The following is a 14615-nucleotide window of genomic DNA, read 5'->3' as shown; positions in this document are numbered from 1 at the left end:
GCCACCATCGCCGCCCGTCTTGGCGGGCCTCATCCTCCGCCTCGGCCCGCCGTGCTACATCTCGCCTATGCCCCTGCGCCGCGCCGCCGTGACGCTTGCCCTGCTGGCTGCCCCTGCCCTCGCGGTGGCCCGCGCCGGACCCGAGATCTTTGTCGCCTATCCGCCGGACGGGCACCGGGTGGCGTTTGATCACGTGCTGCTTGAGGGCAGTGTGCCGCCCGGCGCGAGCCTAAGCGTGGGGGGACAGGCGGTGGCCGTGGGCGCCGATGGCCTCTTCATCCTGTGGTGGCCGCTGCGCCCGGGAACAAACGAGCTGCGCCTGACGAGCACCCAGGGCACCCAAACAAACACCCGCTCTTTGCGGGTGATCCGGACGGCGGCGGCACCGCTCCCCGCCACGCCGACCCAGATCGACCGCAGCAGCCTGACGCCCGCCGTCTCCTTGGAATTCTGGGACGCGGCCCACGACTCGCCCGCCGAGCGCACGGTAGAGGTGGCCTTTCGCGGCTCACCGGGCGGGCGAGCGACCTTTCAGGTCGGGGCAGGCGCGTCCCAGCTCCTGCGCGAGGTGAGCCCAGGGCGTTACGAGGGCGCCTACGTCCTGCCCGTCTCCGCCCTGCTGTCTCAGGCCCCCGTGACGGTTCGCCTCACCGGCCGCGACGGGAAGACGGTGACGGCCACGGCCCCTGGCCGTCTGAGCAGCAGGCCGCAGGGGGTCCAGACGGGCGTTCAGCGGCCCAACACGGTGCCCGGCTTGGGCCTCAACGACGCGGGAAACGTCGCGACGACTCCCGGGGGCGAGCCGTTCCTGTACCCGCGTGAGGGCATGGCCTTTGCGCTTGTCGGACGGCAGGGGGAGGATGTGCGCGCCCGCCTTGCACCCGGCGTGAGCGTGCTGCTTTCCGAGCAACAACTCGCCGTCACGCCGGGGGCTCCTCCCCCCGCCCACGCTGGGCAGGTGACCCTGGAAGACTTCTCTTCCGCCGCGGAGCTGCATGTCCGGGTGCCGCTCGGTGGGGCGCGCGTCCCCTTTACCGTGACGCAGGAGAATGGGGGCCGCCGCTTGGCCCTGACCCTCTACGGCTTGGAGACGCCGCCGACCCTGCCGCCCACCCTGAATGATCCGCTGCTGGCACACGCAGAGGTGCAGGCCCTGGGCCTGGGCGTCACCCGGCTGACCCTGGAGTTGAGCGCGCCACAGGCCTGGGGATTTACCGCGAACTACCAGGGGGACGATCTGCGGCTCACCGTGCGCCGTCCGCCCGCGCTGAACCGAACACAGCCCCTCGCGGGGCGGGTGATCGTGCTGGACGCCGGGCACGGCGGCACCCAAACGGGCGGGGCGGGCAGCCTGCGCGTCCCCGAAAAGGATCTGGTGCTGCCCATTGCCCGCCGCGCCGCCGACCTGTTGCGGGCACAGGGCGCGGATGTGGTCCTCACCCGTGACAGCGACGTCACCCTTGGCCTGTACGAGCGGGGGTTGATCGCCGAGGCGGTGCGTGCTGACCTGCTCGTGTCCATCCACGCCAACGCCCTGCCCGATGGGCGTGACCCCCGGGGCATTCGTGGTCCAGAGGTGCACTTCACGCACCCGCAGGCCCAGGCTCCCGCCGCCGCACTTCTCGCCGCCCTGCGGCGCGGGCTCCCCGAACTCGGCACCGGCGCCGGGCTCAAGCCCGGGGCGAATCTCGCCCTGACCCGGCCCACCACGCAGCCCAGCCTGCTTGTGGAGACGGCGTACCTCACCGATCCGGGAAACCTTCGCCTCCTCATGGACCCCGGAGGACGCGAGCGCCTCGCGCAGGCGATTGCTGCGGGCATCGCGGACTTCTATGCCGCCCAGGCGCAGCCGTGACGAGCATCCTCCCTATCAGCTCGCTGTCATGCGGGCTGGGTACGCTCGGCCCATGACCCTGCGCCACCGTTCGCTGAGGAGGTCTTTATGCTACGCCTCATCCTCTTGCTGCTCCCGCTCCTGCTGGGGAGCTGCGCGCTGCTGGGCAGCCTGCGGCCACCCGGCGTGCCTGCCGTGGAGCCCCCCGCGGGACGCCTGAGCCCACAGGCGAGCGCTGCGGCCCCCGGGCGGGCCATCACCGTCACCCTTACCCTGCGCAATGACAGTGGGCAGCCCCTCACGCTGCGGTACGCCGCGCAGGTCAACTGGGGCCGCTGCGGCCTGCCGCCCTATGTGGCCCTGGCCCACGTGCCGGGCGAGACCGTCGCCGCTCCCACGGTGGCTGGCCCCCTCACCTGCCCGGAACTCAGCTTCACCCGCACCCTCGCGGCCGGAGACGTGTTGACCCTGCGCCGCACGCTCCCACCCCTGCCGCCCGGCACCTACCGCCTCACCACCTGGTTTGACGGGGAGGCGAACGGTCAGCCCATCCGAGTACAGGCCGACCCGCTGACCGTGACGGTGAGGTAGGCCCCCCGTTTCCCCCCGGGAACTCGCCACTGTTACAATTCCCGGTTATGGACCTCAAGGCTGATCTCAAGGCCGCCGTCGAACGGGCCGCCGCCGATATGGGCGCGCCGCTAGACGCAGCGATTCAGGAAACTCCGGCCAACAAACCGGGCGACTACGGCACGCCCGCCGCCTTTCAGATGGCCAAGGTGCTCGGCCAGAACCCGGCACAGGTCGCGGCGGAGCTCGCGCAGAGGGTGATCCTCCCGGCGGGGATCGCGCGCGTCGAGGCGGCGGGGCCGTTCCTGAATTTCTTTGTCGACGTGGGCACGTTCGTCAAAGGGGTCGTGGAGACGCCCTTTGCGATGGCCCCCCGCGGGGGCAAGGTCGTGATCGAGCACACCTCCGTCAACCCCAACAAGGAGCTGCATGTGGGGCACCTGCGCAACGTGGTGCTGGGTGACAGCATGGCCCGCATCTTTCGCGCGGCGGGACACACCGTGGAGGTGCAAAACTACATCGACGACACCGGGCGGCAGGCGGCCGAGAGCCTGTTTGCGGTCCAGCACTACGGCCGCGTCTGGGACGGCGTGCAAAAGTACGACCACTGGCTGGGTGAGGGCTACGTGCAGCTCAACGCCGATCCCCACAAGGAGGCGCTGGAGCCCGGCATTCGGGAGGTGATGCACCGGCTCGAAGCCGGAGAACTGCGCGCCGAAGTCGAAAAGGTCGTGCGCGCCCACCTCGAGACCTGCTTTCGGTTGGGCGCGCGCTACGACCTGCTGAACTGGGAGTCGGACGTGGTGGGGAGTGGCTTTCTGGCCAGCGCGATGAACATCCTGGAAAAAAGCCCCTATACCTCGCGGCCCACCGAGGGCAAGTTCGCGGGCGCCCTGGTGATGGACGTCTCGGCGTTTATGCCGGGCCTCGAGGAACCGAACGTGGTCCTGCTGCGCTCAGACGGCACCGCGATGTACGCCGCCAAGGACATCGGCTACCAGTTCTGGAAATTCGGCCTGTTCGAGGGCATGAAGTTTAAGCCCTTTCTGACGGATCCCGAAGGGCACGTCGTCTGGACCAGCGCGCCTGACGGTGAGCCGGACCTTGAGCGCCGCTTTGGCCACGCGGACGAGGTCATCAACGTGATCGACTCGCGTCAGGACCATCCGCAGACGGTGGTGCGTTCCGCGCTGGGGGTCGCGGGCGAGCCCGAGAAGCAGGCCCGCAGCATCCACCTCTCCTACGCCTTTGTGACGTTGGAAGGCCAAACCATCAGCGGGCGCAAGGGAATTGCCGTGAGTGCCGACGAGGCGATGGACGAGGCCGAGCGCCGGGCCCTGGCCGTGCTGAACGAGATCAATCCCGAGCTCGCCGCTCGGGCAGACGCCCCCGAGATCGCCCGCCGCATCGGCATCGGGGCCATTCGCTTCGCCATGCTCAAAGCGGAGCCCACCCGCAAAATCGACTTCCGCTGGGATCAGGCCCTCGCGCTGAACGGGGATACCGCCCCCTACGTGCAGTACGCCGCCGTGCGTGCCGCAAACATCCTGCGCCGCGCCGAGGAGGCGGGGTACGCGGCGGACGGCAGCGGGGCCGACTGGAGCGCCGTTCCCGCCCTTGACGTCAACCTGGCCAAGATGGTCGCCAAACTGCCGGAGGTCGTCGCGCAGGCTGTTCGGGTTCACTCGCCGCACGTTGTGGCTCAGTACGCGCTGGACCTCGCTACGGCCTTTAACGCGTGGTACAACGCGAAGGACCAACAGGGCAAGCCCGCCACGAACGTCCTCCAGAGCCCGGCGGGGCTGCGGGAGGCCCGGCTCGCCCTGGTCGCTCGGTTGCGCCGCGCCTTTGAGGAGACGCTCGACCTGATCGGGATCGAGGTTCCGGCAGCGATGTGAGGCGGGCGGCGCTCTCTCCTGTGCTGGCCTCTCCCTCACGTTCCCCCTCTAGCCTGCCGGCATGACGCGCCGCGTGTTCTCGCTGCTCGCCCTGGTGCTGGCCGCTCAGGCCGGGGCACAGACCCTCGTACCGCTCGACTCGCGCCCGGCAACCCGCGTGCTGCCCGCCCTCATCGCCGGATTGGGCGGGGGGACGGTGCAGGTTCCTCCCGCCGACCTCCTGGGCGATGCCCAGCGTGGCGCGGACGCGGCCCAGCTCAGCGCGTGGCTCCGCGCGCAGCCCACCGACGAGCCGCTTATCGTGGCTCTGGACGCTTTGGCGTATGGCGGACTCGTGCAGTCCAGGACCAGCGCCCTGACGGTGTCGGAAGCCCTGACCCGCCTCCAGCCGGTGCGTGACTGGCAGGCGCGAACAGGGCAGCCCGTCTACGCCTTCATCACCCTGCCGCGCGAGCCGGACGCGACAAACCGGGCCCGCAACCTCGCGGTCGCCCGTGAGATGGTCGCCTGGGCGCGCGCGGGCGTCTTTCGGGAGCTGCACGTGACCTGGGATGACGCGCTGCCCGGCAGCCCGGCTCCCACGGAGGGCGCGGCGCTCGCGGCAGAGGCTCCGCCCCACGTCCACATCTACCCCGGCGCGGACGAGGTGCTCAGCCTGCTGGTTGCGCGGGCCCTCGCTCCCACCGAGCGAACGGTGCGGGTGGAGTACAGCGACCCGGCCAAGGCCGAGCAGGTGATTCGTTATGAGGGAATTCCCCTCATCCAGAGCGTCGCCAACCACGCGCGAGCGGGCGGCTTCCGAGTGGTGGAGAGCGGCCCCGCCGACCTGACCCTCTACGTCTTTAACGGCGGTGACCCACGCCGAGCAGCCCTGCGGGTGAGCGCCCTGCTGCGGCGCGGGCCGGTCGCGGTCGCGGATGTGGCGCAGGTGAACCTGGGCAACACGCGGCTGTGGTCTGACCTCGCCACGCTGCGGCAGCACGCCAACCTGCTCGCGCTCGCGGCGTGGGGCACGCCCGGCAACAACCTGGGCACCGCCCTCGCACACGCCCGCCTCGCCCTGAAGGGGGCTGATCCCCTGCGGCAGGACGCCCTGCTTGCCCATGAGTATGCCAACGACGTGATCTACAGCGCCGAGGTGCGGGCGGCCCTGCGCAAGGCCGTTCCCGAAGCGGCACTGAACACGCCGGAGGGGCAGGCAAAGCTGCTTGATCTCGCCCGCGCCTACTTCCCCCTGCGCATGGGACTGAGCTACCAGCTGGTGGACGCCACGCTGCCCTGGGGCCGCTCCTTTGAGTGGTCGTTCGAGCTCACTCCCCAGTAACGGCCCGCTGGGAGGCGGTCGGGCGGTTCTCCACGCTCAGCAGCAGCGCCGCGCCGATCACCAGCGCCGCGCCGAGCAGCGCCGTGGCAGAGAGCCGCTCGGCGAAGAGCAGCGCGGCAAGCAGGGCGGCCACCACGGGTTCCAGGCTGGCGATCACGCTGGCGCGAGTGGCGGGCAGGCGCCTAAGCCCCGCGCTGTAGGCGAGATAGGCGAAGTAGGTGCTCAGGACGGCGATGGCGAGCAGGCTGACCCACGCGCCGGGCGTCTTGGCGCTGAAGTCCACCAGGGGCAGCAGACCTAGGGCGCCCACGGGCAGCGCGACCGCGTAGAGGGCCGTGGGCGCGTAGCGGGCAAAGTACGCCTTGCCGTAGAGGTAATACAGGCTGTAGGTGAACCCGGCGGTCAGGCCCCAGGCGAGGGCCGCGCCGGTGACGTTCACGCCCTCTCCGCCACCCAGGCTGATGAGGGCGATGCCGGCGAGGGTGCCCGCCACCGCCAGCCCCTCCCGCACGCCCAGCCGTTCACGCAGCAGCCCCCAGCCCAGCAGCGCCACAAAGGCCGGAGCCGTGTACAGCAGCACGCTCGCGAGGCTCGCGCCGCCCGCCCGCACCGCCAGTTGATAGGCCCCGTAAAAGACGCTGACGCCGACCACCCCAAAGGCTGCGGTCACCAGCAGGTCGCGGCCACGGGGAAGCGCCGCTCTGGTCACGGCAGCATGCAGCGCAAACAGCCCGCCGGCCAGCGCGGCCCGCCAAAAGGCGACCTCCAGCGGCCCCACGCCCGCCGCCTGCGCGTTCTTGCCCAGGATGCCCAGCAGGCCCCACAGCACGGCGGCCAGCAGGATCAGGAGGGGAGCGGGGAGCCTCATGCACCCCTCCGCCACAGGATCACGGTGGCGACGACCACCAGCAGCAGGCCCAGACCGCCCAGCGCCACCAGGAGCAGGGTACGGGTGTCGCGCGTCTGACCCACCGGGGGCAGAGTCCCCTGCGTAAAGGGCGTCTGGTCGCCAGACGGCAGCAGCACGTCCACCGGCACGGGGGCGTCCGCGCGGCCCGCCTGGAGATGCGTGGGACCGGGAGTGGTGACGGGCCGCAGCACGCCATCCGCCGTGAAGGGCGAATACACGCTGCTCGTCACCCAGTAGGCGTACTGGGCGGGCGGAATGGCCGCGTCGATCACCACGCTGTTTCCCACGACCCGCACGGCCGGGGTCGGCAGGCGCACCACTCCCCCGCCCTCCTCCGCGGCGCGTTCCAGGGTGCTTCCAAAGCCGGTCACGCGCAGGTGGTAGGTCCAGCCACCGCCCCGCGTGTCGAGCCGCAGCTCATCCAGGGTCCGCCGCCCCCCCAGCGCGCTCCCCGCAAAGAGGTCCAGGACACCGGCCGAGAAGCCTGCCGGCGCGTTCCAGGGGTTCTCGATGCGGCCCAGCGTGACCGTCAAGCGCATCCCCGCCCCCCGCGGCTCTGCCCGCAGGCCCCGCAGGTCCAGCGCCTGCGCGCTCACAGCGGGCCGGCTGGGCAGGACGTACCCCCCGTCACCCCGCGCGTCCCCCGCAGGATCAGCAAGAGACAGGACCGCAGCGGCGAGAAGTGTCCACACGCGCGCCAGCATAGCGGCTGAGGACGAAGCTTGAGGAGGGGGTGTGGGGGGGTGCCCTTCTTCAGGTTCCCCCGCGCTTGCGGGCGAGCACCGCCAGCAGCGCCTGGGCGAGGGCAGCGGGATCATGGCGGGCGACCGCACCCGCCTGCAGCAGGGGCGCCCGCCACACCCGGTCCCGCAGGCCACGGCTCGCCCCCTCCAGGGTGAGCATCTGCGCGCCTTCGGCAGCGTAGCGGGCCTGGACATCGGGGGGAATGGGCGTGCTGTTCACCAGCACCCAGTCGGGCGTGCGGCCTAGGTGCCGGCTGATCGCGTTCACGTGGTCTTCAAGGGTCAGGCTGGTCGTCTCGCCGGGCTCGGTCATCAGGCTGGCGACGTACACCACCGGCACGCCTGAAGCGCGCACCGCCCGCGCGATGCCGGGCACCAGCAGTGCGGGCAGAATGGACGTAAAGAGGCTTCCTGGCCCCAACACAATCAGTTCGGCGTGCGCGATGGCGTCGAGCACCGCGGGCAGGGCGGGCAGGTCGGGCGGCTCCAGCCGCACGTCCTCCACGCGGGCGTCCCCCACCTGCCGGGCCAACTCACTCTCGCCGCGCACCTCGCGCCCGTCCGAAAGCCGCGCGACCAGGGTAACGGGCGTGGTCGTGGCCGGAAAGACCTGGCCACGCACGCGCAACACCTCGTGCACGTCCCTCATGGCGCCCTGGAGTCCGCCCTGTTCCTCGCTGAGGGTGGCGAGCAGCAGGTTGCCGAAGGTATGTCCCTCCAGGCCGTCCCCACGCCCAAAGCGGTGCAGCAGCAGCCGAGCGAGCACCGGGCTGTCAGAGAGGGCGGCGTAGCAGTCGGTGAGATCCCCCGGCGCGATCATGTCGAGCGACTCGCGCAGCCGCCCGCTGGACCCACCGTCATCGGCGACCGTCACGATGGCCGTGATGTTGGCCGTGTGTTCCTTGAGGCCGGAGAGCAGGTTCGAGAGGCCCGTTCCGCCCCCAACCGCCACGATCCGCGGTCCGCGCGCCAGGGCCCGCCGGGAATAGATCACGTCCACCGCCGTATCGGGGGCCGTGCCGGTCGAGTGCAGGATGGAGCGGTTGAGCATCACGATGCTGGCCAGAGCGCCCAGCAGCGCCAGGGCCATCACCGTCATACCGCCCACATAGAGGGGCATGATGTCGGGCTCGGTCAGCGCGTTCAGCCACAGAATCCAGCGGGTGGCCACGAAGTGCAGCGGCCCCGTCCAGGTGAAGTGCAGGAAGCCCACCGCACCGATCAGCGTGCACACGACAAAAAGGAGCAGCCAGCGTTTGACGCCCATGCCGGGCGTGAGCCACATCCGGGCCCGGCGGCCCGCTCGCCAGGCCTGCGATCGCCCCCGCGGCCAGTCGCTCACGCTTCTTCTCCCAGCTGCACGTCACGGTGCTCCGTGACCTGTGCATTCAGGTCCGTCAGGTCACGAGCGAGCCGCTCGGCCACCGATACCGAGCGGTGTTGCCCGCCCGTGCAGCCGACCGCCACCGTGTAGCTGTGCCGCCCCGCCGCCCGCGCCCGCTCGGCTGCCAGCCGCACGAAGTCGCGCACCTCGCGGTAAAAGGCTTCGGACGACTCGTCGCGGAAGACGTAGCCGGCCACATCCGCCTCCAGACCGGTGCGGGGGCGCAGTTCCGCCACGTAGTACGGATTGGGCAGCGAGCGCACGTCCACCACCAGGTCTGCGTCCCGCGGCGGCGCGTGCTTGAAGCCGAAACTCAGCAGCCGCAGGTCAAAGTCGTACTCCAGCCGCAGAGCCCGCAGCACCCGCTGTGCGAGCTCAGGCGCACTGAGCTGGGTTGTGTCGATCACGATGTCAGCGAGGGCGCGCAGCGGCGCGAGCAGCTCACGTTCCCGCGCAAAATCCATCAGCAGCGTCTCGCCGAGGGGATGCACCCGCCGGGTTAGGTTGTAGCGGCGCAGCAGCACCTCTGAGGTCGCCTCCAGAAACAGCACCCGCAGATCCTCCCGGCGGCGCGAGAGCCGCAGGTAACTCGCCTCCAGCGCCCCCAGGAAATCCCGTGTGCGGGCGTCCGTGCTGACCGCCACCCGGGTTAGCCCCCGCGCCTGCGCGAGATCGTGCATCGCCCCCCACAGCTCGGGCGGCAGGTTGTCGGTGGTAAAAAAGCCCGCGTCCTCTAGGGTGCGCAGCGCGGTGCTCTTTCCGCTTCCCGACAGGCCCGACACGATCACGAACGGCATGGGGGCAGTCTAGCGGCTCGTGACGTGGGGCCCGCCTCCCCAACGGCCTGAGCCTCACACCCGCCGCGGGGAAGCGCAGCTCAGCGCACCTTTGTCCCGCTCGGCAGGTCCAGCCGCGTCCCCACCAGGTCGAGATTCCCTTCCTCGTCCTCGGCGGCCAGGATCATGCCCTGCGACTCGATACCGCGCAACTTCGCCGGTTTGAGATTCGCCACCAGGATCACCCGGCGGCCCACCAGGTCTTCAGGTGTAAACCACTTGCGGATGCCGCTCACCACCGTGCGCGTCTCGTCACCCATCTTCACGGTGAGTTTGAGGAGCTTGTCGGCCTTTTCCACGGTCTCGGCGGCAACCACCTCCGCGACCCGCAGATCCACGCGGGCAAACTCGTCGATGGAGATCAGCGGTTCGGTCGCCGCGGGTGTGTCGGTGGGCGTAGGGACTGTGGGCTCCTCGGCGCGGTGGGTCACGGCTTTTTTCTCCTTCTTCGGGGCAGGGGGTTCGGAGGCGGGCTGTTCGGGTTTCAGGAAGAGCACCGGGCCACCCACCACTGACGTTCCGGCGGGGGTCAGGCCCCAGGCCCCGCTGAGGCGGTACGACTGCCCGCCCAGCCCCAGCTGGGCACGAAGTTCACGGGCTTTGGCGGGAATGACGGCCTCCAGCGCCACACTGGCCACCCGCAACCCTTCGGCCGCGGTGTACAGCACGGTATCGAGGCGGCGGGCCGTCGCCTCCGACTTCGCGAGGTTCCAGGGCTGGCTCTCGGCGATGTAGCGGTTGAGGTCCCGCACGAAGTTCATGGCCGCCTCAAGGGCCATATTCACCTTGAGGTCACGCACCAGCGCCATCACCTCGCTGGGCAGCGCCAGGGCCGCCGCCTCAATCTCGCGCTCGCGCTCACCCACGTCCAAGGCGGCCGGAATCACTCCACCCCGGTACTTTTGGATCATGCTGACCGTGCGCGACAGCAGGTTCCCCAGGTCGTTGGCGAGATCGCTCTTTAGACGCGACACCAGAATGCCTTCCCCGTAGGGGCTGTCCGCGCTTAGGGTCGCCTCGCGCAGCAGGCTGTAGCGAATAGCGTCCGCCGGGTACTTCGCCGCCAGCTCTTCCGGGTCGATCGCATTGCCCAGGGACTTGCCCATCTTGCGCCCGTCCTCGGCGAGGATATGGCTGTGGACGACCAGGCGGCGGTAGAGGGGCAGCCCCGCCGCGCGCAGCATGGTCGGCCAAAAGACCGCGTGCGGCTTGAGGATGTCCTTGCCAATCACGTGCCACGCCTTGCCGATGACGTCCTCGCGGCGGCCCCGGCTCACCGGCGCAGACACGTAGTTCAGCAGCGCGTCAAACCAGACGTACGTCACGTGGTCGGGATCCCAGGGAAGCTCGATGCCCCACGGCACGCGCGACTTGGGACGGCTGATGCTGAGGTCGCCGATGGGTTCGCGAAGCATCTCCAGCACCTCATTGCGGTACCCGGCAGGCTGGATAAAGTCAGGGTTCTGCTCGATGTACTCGCGCAGCCAGTCCTGATACTTCTCCATGCGGAAGAAGTAGTTCGCCTCGCGGCGCAGCTCGGGGGGGTCTTTGTCACCGGGGTAACGCCGCACGCCGTCCGGTCCCTCGACAAGCTCCTTTTCCGTCACGTAGCGCTCGGCCCCCACGGAGTACAGGCCCTCGTACTGCGCGAAGTAGATGTCTCCCGCGTCGTACACGCGCTGCAAGACGTCTTGCACGTACCGTTTGTGACGGCCCTCGGTCGTGCGAATAAAGTCGTCGTAGCTGATTTCCAGGCGGTCCCACAGGCTGCGGAAGGCATTGTGGCTGAGGTGATCGGCAAAGGCCTGCGGCGTGACGCCCTCCTGCGCCGCGAGTTTCACGATGCGCTCGCCGTGTTCATCCGTGCCGGTCAGAAAGGTCACGTCGTACCCGGCAAGGCGGTGGTAGCGAGCCAGGGCGTCGGCCAGAACCTTTTCGTAGACGTGCCCGACATGGGGCGGGCCGGTCAGGTAATCAATCGCCGTCGTAATAAAAAACTCTTTGTCCTGGGCTTCAGGCTGTCTCGTCATGCTCGGCTCCCCGCCCGGCCGGTCCCTGCGCAGAGGGCCCCGGGCAACCCTGCCAGGATACGGAAAAACGGCAAGGAACACGTGGAAACGCCCAGGCAGGCGCCCGTGACGGTCCGGCGTCGCCTGCGGGGCTCCGGTCCGCTCGTGCCCCAGCGAGGAGTCACGGCGCGGGCCAAACCGCCTATCCCACGCTGGGTGTTCCCAGAGCGCTCAACACCGCCTGTGTAAAGGTGCGCGTGTCCGCCCGGCCACCCAGGTCACGCGTCGGATGTTCGCGCAGGGCCAGTGCCACCGCCCGCTCGACCTGGTTGGCCACCACCGGGCGGTCCAGGCCGTGGCGCAGCAGCATCGCCACGCTCATGATCGCGGCGGCGGGGTTGGCGACCCCCTGACCAGCGATATCGGGGGCGCTGCCGTGGATGGGCTCGAAGAGGCCGGGGCCGTCACCCAGCGAGGCACTCGGCATCAACCCCAGCGAACCGGGAATCACGGCGGCCAGGTCGGAGAGGATGTCCCCGAAGAGGTTCTCGGTAAGGATCACGTCGTAGCGGCTGGGATTGGCGACGATGAGCATGGCGACAGAGTCCACGTACTCGTGGCTCAGGTGGACGTTGCGGTACTCGCGGTCACGCAGGGCCTGCACGTCGCGGCGCCACAGCTCGGACACTTCCAGCACGTTCGCCTTGTCCACGCTCGTCACGCGGCCCCGGCGCTGCTCGGCGGCCCAAAAGGCGACCCTGGCCACGCGCTCGACCTCGGGCGTGGTGTAGCGCATGGTGTTGTAGGCCGTATCCCCCTCGATCCGGCGGTCACCGTCGAAGTAGATGCCGCCCAGCAGCTCACGCACGATCAGGATATCCACGCCGCGCGCGAGTTCGGGCTTAAGCGGCGAGAGGTGTTCGAGGCCCGGCAGCACCCGCACGGGCCGCAGGTTGGCGTAGCAGCCCAGCGCCTTTCTGAGGGCGAGCAGGCCGCTTTCGGGGCGCAGGTGGCGCGGCAGAGCGTTCCAGGGGCTGTTCTGCGGGCCGCCCACGGTGCCCAGCAGCACGGCGTCCGCGTCCTCCAGGGCGTCGCGGGTTCGCTGCGGGAAGGGCTCGCCGTCCCGCTCGTAGGCGGCACCACCGATGGCGTGTTCCTCGATGCGCACGTCGGGCGCGACCTCGCGCAGCACTGCGGTGGCGGCGGCGGTGACCTCGGGGCCGATCCCGTCGCCGGGCAGGGTGACGACTTTAGGCATGCTGCTCCTCCTGTTGGGGCTGCTGGCTCTGCTTCTGGTCCTGCTCGCGCATGTATTCCAGCCAGCCTCCGGCTCGCTGCACGTCCAGCGCAAACTGGGGCACGGGCACGAAATGCAGCGTCTGCCCGGTGCGCGTATTCGTGATGGTGCCCCCCGTGAGGTCAAGCTCTGCCGGGTCGCCGTCCATAAAGGTCTCGACGACGTTCTCGCACTCCAGCGCCAGAAAGCCGTTGTTGATCGCGTTGCGGTAAAAGATGCGGGCGAAGTTGGGGGCGAGCACGGCGGCCACCCCCGCGCCGCGCAGCGCCCAGACGGCATGCTCGCGGCTGGATCCGCAGCCGAAATCCGCTCCCGCCACGATGATGTCGCCGGGCTCTACGCGCCGCACGAAGTTCTTGTCGTAATCCTCCATCGCGTGGGGGGCGAGTTCGGCTTCCACGTCGGTCGTCAGGTACCGGGCGGGGATGATCTCGTCGGTGTTGATGTGGTCGCGGGCAAAGACGTGAACGGTGGGCATGGGAACTCCTTGGAGAGGGCTCAGTTCTGCGGCAGCCGCAGGGCGAGTTCTGCGGGCAGGTCGCCGTAGAGGTCACGCCAGGTCTGGCCGTCGAAGGTGACCTCCGACTCGATCAAGGCCTGCGCGAGGGGGTCGGGGTCGGTCAGGGCGTCGACCGGAATGTCGAGGCGAATCGCCTGGGGGACCGGCAACTCGTCCACGTCCTCCAGGGCGGGCGTGTCGGGCGTGAACATGTCGCGCAGCACCTCCTCGGTAAAGGCGGCCCAGGCGTCCGGGTTCCCGGCCCCGGTCGCCCGCAGCAGGTCGGCGCGCACCCGCTCGGCCTGGTCTTCGGGGACGTCCCCTTCGGCCCAGTCCACGCGCCCGTCGGCCCAGACCGTCACCTCCACGGTGTCCACGTCGAGCATGTTCTGGATGAGTTCGCTCAGCTCGCCGCCCTTCCCAGACAGGTCAACACTCGCCAGCTCGGCCTCCGGATCCTCGTAGGCATGCCAGGTTTCGCCGTCCAGGGTGTAGAAGCGGTGTTCCAGGGGGATATGAACGTCATGCTCGCCCAGGGACGCAAAGGCCAGGTTGACCAGAGAGCTGAGGGGGACGCGCTCGCGCAGTTCCAGGCGGACCCGGCGGGCAAGGGGAATCAAGGCTTCGTCCTCCTCCTCTTCGGGGAGGTCGAGCGCCTCGAAGTGCGTCTCGGCCCAGCCCTCCGGCGTCTCGCCGTGCCACAGCCGCACCAAGCGTTCCAGTTCCTCGAGCTGCTCGGCCGGGGGGTCCGGCTCGAAGTCGATGCGGCCCTCGCGCCACTGGGTCGCGTCGTAGGTGGCGATGAGCGCGCCCTGCTCGCGAGTCAGGGGGTGCTGCATGAGATACCCGAAGCCCTCAAAGGGGTTTTTGGTGTCTGGGAGGCTCTCCCAGCGCCGCCCGTCCCATGACGTCTCCTGGCGGCGCAGGTGCAAAAAGGCGCCGCCTTCCAGCGGGAGGTACTCCGGCATGGCCCGCAGAGAGCGGTCCCGCAGCGTCTTTGGGTCCAGGTTGAACACGAGTTCGCCCGTCAGCCGCCGCCGTGGGGGCACCGGGATGGCCTCCAGGTCCTCGCGGGTGCGGATGAGTTGTTCGGGCAGGCCCGCCATGATGTAGGCCCGGCGGTAGGCCCGCGCCCAGTCCTCCCCAGCCGGCTGCGTGTCCCGCAGCGCGGCCACGATCTGCTCGCGCAGCGCCGCCTCCACGGGTCCGCGCGTAAGGGCCACATTGCCCCCCGCGTCCAGCTCGGCCTCAAAGGGGTGAACAACCGGCATCAGGCCGAGTTGTTTGCGGCGTTTGGCTTCTCCCATGGCC

Annotated in this window: 12 protein-coding genes; 4 read left to right on the top strand and 8 right to left on the bottom strand. The window is 69.7% G+C overall.

The window, feature by feature from the left end:
* Nucleotides 1-67 precede the first annotated feature (67 nt).
* The 4 genes from EI73_RS02160 to EI73_RS02145 all read left to right on the top strand — a co-directional run bounded on the left by EI73_RS02160 (nt 68) and on the right by EI73_RS02145 (nt 5626).
* Nucleotides 68-1855: an N-acetylmuramoyl-L-alanine amidase gene (locus tag EI73_RS02160; RefSeq protein WP_034383735.1), complete on the top strand. Its 1788-nt coding sequence runs from the start codon at nt 68-70 to the stop codon at nt 1853-1855.
* An 87-nt stretch (nt 1856-1942) separates the two neighbouring features.
* Complete coding sequence (locus EI73_RS02155; RefSeq protein ID WP_034383732.1) at nt 1943-2425, top strand: hypothetical protein; 483 nt, start codon at nt 1943-1945, stop codon at nt 2423-2425.
* A 47-nt stretch (nt 2426-2472) separates the two neighbouring features.
* Nucleotides 2473-4302, top strand: coding sequence for an arginine--tRNA ligase (locus EI73_RS02150; protein WP_034383729.1), 1830 nt, complete (start codon nt 2473-2475; stop codon nt 4300-4302).
* 61 nt (nt 4303-4363) lie between these two features.
* Nucleotides 4364-5626 (top strand): DUF4127 family protein, encoded by a 1263-nt coding sequence (locus EI73_RS02145; protein ID WP_034383726.1) that lies wholly within the window; start codon nt 4364-4366, stop codon nt 5624-5626.
* Here EI73_RS02145 and EI73_RS02140 read toward each other — a convergent pair.
* The 8 genes from EI73_RS02140 to EI73_RS02105 all read right to left on the bottom strand — a co-directional run bounded on the left by EI73_RS02140 (nt 5613) and on the right by EI73_RS02105 (nt 14611).
* Complete coding sequence (locus EI73_RS02140; protein ID WP_034383723.1) at nt 5613-6494, bottom strand: DMT family transporter; 882 nt, start codon at nt 6492-6494, stop codon at nt 5613-5615. The genes EI73_RS02145 and EI73_RS02140 overlap by 14 nt on opposite strands.
* The gene (locus tag EI73_RS02135) at nt 6491-7228 is read right to left on the bottom strand and encodes a glucodextranase DOMON-like domain-containing protein (protein WP_231557259.1); all 738 of its coding nucleotides are present in this window, start codon (nt 7226-7228) and stop codon (nt 6491-6493) included. Before EI73_RS02135 ends, EI73_RS02140 begins: the two co-directional genes overlap by 4 nt.
* 61 nt (nt 7229-7289) lie before the next feature.
* Entirely contained in the window at nt 7290-8621 is a 1332-nt protein-coding gene (yvcK, locus tag EI73_RS02130; protein ID WP_034383716.1) for a YvcK family protein, read from the bottom strand.
* Complete coding sequence (gene rapZ / locus EI73_RS02125; protein ID WP_034383714.1) at nt 8618-9460, bottom strand: RNase adapter RapZ; 843 nt, start codon at nt 9458-9460, stop codon at nt 8618-8620. Before rapZ ends, yvcK begins: the two co-directional genes overlap by 4 nt.
* A gap of 80 nt (nt 9461-9540) precedes the next feature.
* Complete coding sequence (gene metG / locus EI73_RS02120) at nt 9541-11529, bottom strand: methionine--tRNA ligase (RefSeq protein WP_034383711.1); 1989 nt, start codon at nt 11527-11529, stop codon at nt 9541-9543.
* Nucleotides 11530-11710: 181 nt separating this feature from the next.
* On the bottom strand, nt 11711-12766 hold the full coding sequence (gene leuB, locus EI73_RS02115; protein WP_034383708.1) for a 3-isopropylmalate dehydrogenase: 1056 nt from the start codon (nt 12764-12766) through the stop codon (nt 11711-11713).
* Nucleotides 12759-13283, bottom strand: coding sequence for a 3-isopropylmalate dehydratase small subunit (locus EI73_RS02110; protein ID WP_034383705.1), 525 nt, complete (start codon nt 13281-13283; stop codon nt 12759-12761). The genes leuB and EI73_RS02110 overlap by 8 nt, the downstream gene beginning before the upstream one ends.
* Before the next feature lie 20 nt (nt 13284-13303).
* Nucleotides 13304-14611 carry a hypothetical protein gene (locus tag EI73_RS02105; RefSeq protein WP_034383703.1) on the bottom strand — a complete coding sequence of 436 codons (1308 nt, stop codon included), beginning with the start codon at nt 14609-14611 and terminating at the stop codon, nt 13304-13306.
* Nucleotides 14612-14615 lie beyond the last annotated feature (4 nt).

The sequence above is a fragment of the Deinococcus sp. YIM 77859 genome (assembly GCF_000745175.1).
GTDB lineage: Bacteria > Deinococcota > Deinococci > Deinococcales > Deinococcaceae > Deinococcus.
This window is presented reverse-complemented; position numbering and strand designations above follow the sequence as displayed.

What these genes read in the sequence shown, in the direction of transcription:
- EI73_RS02160 (WP_034383735.1), top strand. Translation starts at nt 68, where the DNA reads ATGCCCCTGCGCCGCGCCGCCGTGACGCTTGCCCTGCTGGCTGCCCCT.
- EI73_RS02155 (WP_034383732.1), top strand. Translation starts at nt 1,943, where the DNA reads ATGCTACGCCTCATCCTCTTGCTGCTCCCGCTCCTGCTGGGGAGCTGC.
- EI73_RS02150 (WP_034383729.1), top strand. Translation starts at nt 2,473, where the DNA reads ATGGACCTCAAGGCTGATCTCAAGGCCGCCGTCGAACGGGCCGCCGCC.
- EI73_RS02145 (WP_034383726.1), top strand. Translation starts at nt 4,364, where the DNA reads ATGACGCGCCGCGTGTTCTCGCTGCTCGCCCTGGTGCTGGCCGCTCAG.
- EI73_RS02140 (WP_034383723.1), bottom strand. Translation starts at nt 6,494, where the DNA reads ATGAGGCTCCCCGCTCCCCTCCTGATCCTGCTGGCCGCCGTGCTGTGG.
- rapZ (WP_034383714.1), bottom strand. Translation starts at nt 9,460, where the DNA reads ATGCCGTTCGTGATCGTGTCGGGCCTGTCGGGAAGCGGAAAGAGCACC.
- metG (WP_034383711.1), bottom strand. Translation starts at nt 11,529, where the DNA reads ATGACGAGACAGCCTGAAGCCCAGGACAAAGAGTTTTTTATTACGACG.
- leuB (WP_034383708.1), bottom strand. Translation starts at nt 12,766, where the DNA reads ATGCCTAAAGTCGTCACCCTGCCCGGCGACGGGATCGGCCCCGAGGTC.
- EI73_RS02110 (WP_034383705.1), bottom strand. Translation starts at nt 13,283, where the DNA reads ATGCCCACCGTTCACGTCTTTGCCCGCGACCACATCAACACCGACGAG.
- EI73_RS02105 (WP_034383703.1), bottom strand. Translation starts at nt 14,611, where the DNA reads ATGGGAGAAGCCAAACGCCGCAAACAACTCGGCCTGATGCCGGTTGTT.